This window comes from Lactiplantibacillus nangangensis, from assembly GCF_005405065.1.
GTDB classification, from domain to species: domain Bacteria; phylum Bacillota; class Bacilli; order Lactobacillales; family Lactobacillaceae; genus Lactiplantibacillus; species Lactiplantibacillus nangangensis.
Genome location: NZ_BJDI01000029.1, coordinates 1 through 3,057, shown reverse-complemented (window position 1 = coordinate 3,057; position 3,057 = coordinate 1). Strand labels below are relative to the sequence as shown.

Here is a 3,057-nt window from a genome sequence, read left to right as displayed (position 1 = left end):
AAACTTGTTCTTTGAAAACTAGATAATATCAAATATATTTTTTCATAATGAAACCGAGAACACCGCGTTTTTTGAGTTTTTTAAAAGAAGTTTAATCGCTAAACTCAATTAATCGTATTTTCCTTTGGAAAATAAGGTTAAGTTAACAAGGGCGCATGGTGAATGCCTTGGCACTAGGAGCCGATGAAGGACGGGACTAACACCGATATGCTTCGGGGAGCTGTACGTAAGCTATGATCCGGAGATTTCCGAATGGGGCAACCCAGCAGTTTTAATCAACTGTTACCGCTAGATGAATTCATAGTCTAGTCGGAGGTAAACGCTGTGAACTGAAACATCTCATTAGCAGCAGGAAAATAAAGAAATTTCGATTCCCTAAGTAGCGGCGAGCGAACGGGGAACAGCCCAAACCAGAGAGCTTGCTCTTTGGGGTTGTAGGACTGAACATTTGAGTTACCAAAAAGTTTGATAGTCGAAGGATTTGGGAAAATCCGCCATAGATGGTGATAGCCCAGTAGATTAAATCAAGCTTTCTCAGTTCAGGATCCTGAGTACGGCGGAACACGTGAAATTCCGTCGGAATCTGGGAGGACCATCTCCCAAGGCTAAATACTACCTAGTGACCGATAGTGAACCAGTACCGTGAGGGAAAGGTGAAAAGCACCCCGGAAGGGGAGTGAAATAGTTCCTGAAACCATGTGCCTACAATAAGTCAGAGCGCGTTAATGCGTGATGGCGTGCCTTTTGTAGAATGAACCGGCGAGTTACGATCCCGTGCAAGGTTAAGACTGAAAAGTCGGAGCCGTAGCGAAAGCGAGTCTGAAATGGGCGATTTTAGTACGAGGTTGTAGACCCGAAACCAGGTGACCTATCCATGTCCAGGTTGAAGGTGCGGTAAAACGCACTGGAGGACCGAACCCGTGTAAGTTGAAAATTGCTGGGATGAGGTGTGGATAGCGGTGAAATTCCAAACGAACTTGGAGATAGCTGGTTCTCTCCGAAATAGCTTTAGGGCTAGCCTCGGATTAAGGATCATGGAGGTAGAGCACTATTTGGACTAGGGGCCCGTCTTGGGTTACTGAATTCAGATAAACTCCGAATGCCATTGATTCATATCCGGGAGTCAGACGATGAGTGATAAGATCCACCGTCGAAAGGGGAACAGCCCAGATCACCAGTTAAGGTCCCTAAATGTATGCTAAGTGGAAAAGGATGTGGAGTTGCATAGACAACTAGGATGTTGGCTCAGAAGCAGCCACCATTTAAAGAGTGCGTAATAGCTCACTAGTCGAGTGATCCTGCGCCGAAAATGTACCGGGGCTAAGTATACTACCGAAACTGTGGATGTGACCATTAGGTCACGTGATAGGAGAGCGTTCTAAGGGCGGTGAAGCAAGACTGTAAGGACTTGTGGAGCGCTTAGAAGTGAGAATGCCGGTATGAGTAGCGAAAGATGGGTGAGAATCCCATCCACCGAATGACTAAGGTTTCCTGGGGAAGGCTCGTCCTCCCAGGGTTAGTCGGGACCTAAGTCGAGGCCGAGAGGCGTAGACGATGGATAACAGGTTGATATTCCTGTACTAGTTAAATGCGTTTGAACGATGGAGGGACGCAGTAGGCTAAGATGTGCATTCTGTTGGATTAGAATGTCCAAACAATAAGTCTTGTGAAGAGTCAAATGCTTTTCACTTTAAGGACAAGTTGCGATGGGGAGCGAAATTTAGTAGCGAAGCGTCTGATGTCACACTGCCGAGAAAAGCTTCTAGTGAGTATTTAACTACCCGTACCGCAAACCAACACAGGTAGTCGAGGAGAGAATCCTAAGGTGAGCGAGTGAACTCTCGTTAAGGAACTCGGCAAAATGACCCCGTAACTTCGGGAGAAGGGGTGCTGATCGAAAGATCAGCCGCAGTGAATAGGCCCAGGCGACTGTTTATCAAAAACACAGGTCTCTGCAAAATCGTAAGATGACGTATAGGGGCTGACGCCTGCCCGGTGCTGGAAGGTTAAAAGGATGGGTTAGCTTCGGCGAAGCTCAGAATTGAAGCCCCAGTAAACGGCGGCCGTAACTATAACGGTCCTAAGGTAGCGAAATTCCTTGTCGGGTAAGTTCCGACCCGCACGAAAGGCGTAACGATCTGGGCACTGTCTCAACGAGAGACTCGGTGAAATTATATTGTCCGTGAAGATGCGGACTACCCGCGACAGGACGGAAAGACCCCATGGAGCTTTACTGTAGCTTGATATTGAGTGTTTGTACAGCTTGTACAGGATAGGTAGGAGCCATAGAAACCGGAACGCTAGTTTCGGTGGAGGCGTTGGTGGGATACTACCCTCGCTGTATGACCACTCTAACCCGCGCCACTAATCGTGGCGGGAGACAGTGTCAGGTGGGCAGTTTGACTGGGGCGGTCGCCTCCTAAAAAGTAACGGAGGCGCCCAAAGGTTCCCTCAGAATGGTTGGAAATCATTCGCAGAGTGTAAAGGCACAAGGGAGCTTGACTGCGAGACAGACAGGTCGAGCAGGGACGAAAGTCGGGCTTAGTGATCCGGTGGTACCGTATGGAAGGGCCATCGCTCAACGGATAAAAGCTACCCTGGGGATAACAGGCTTATCTCCCCCAAGAGTCCACATCGACGGGGAGGTTTGGCACCTCGATGTCGGCTCATCGCATCCTGGGGCTGTAGTCGGTCCCAAGGGTTGGGCTGTTCGCCCATTAAAGCGGTACGCGAGCTGGGTTCAGAACGTCGTGAGACAGTTCGGTCCCTATCCGTCGCGGGCGTAGGAAATTTGAGAGGAGCTGTCCTTAGTACGAGAGGACCGGGATGGACATACCTCTGGTGTACCAGTTGTGCCGCCAGGCGCATCGCTGGGTAGCTACGTATGGATCTGATAAACGCTGAAAGCATCTAAGTGTGAAACAGACCTCGAGATGAGATTTCCCATTCCTATATGGAAGTAAGACCCCTGAAAGATGATCAGGTAGATAGGTTAGAAGTGGCAGCACGGTGACGTGTGAAGCGGACTAATACTAATCGGTCGAGGACTTAACCAAG

1 rRNA gene is annotated in these 3,057 nt (G+C 49.0%); it reads left to right on the top strand.

The annotated features are described in order from the left end of the window. The first annotated feature begins 135 nt into the window (after positions 1–135). Positions 136–3,056, top strand: a 23S ribosomal RNA gene (locus FFM70_RS13645). Position 3,057 lies beyond the last annotated feature (1 nt).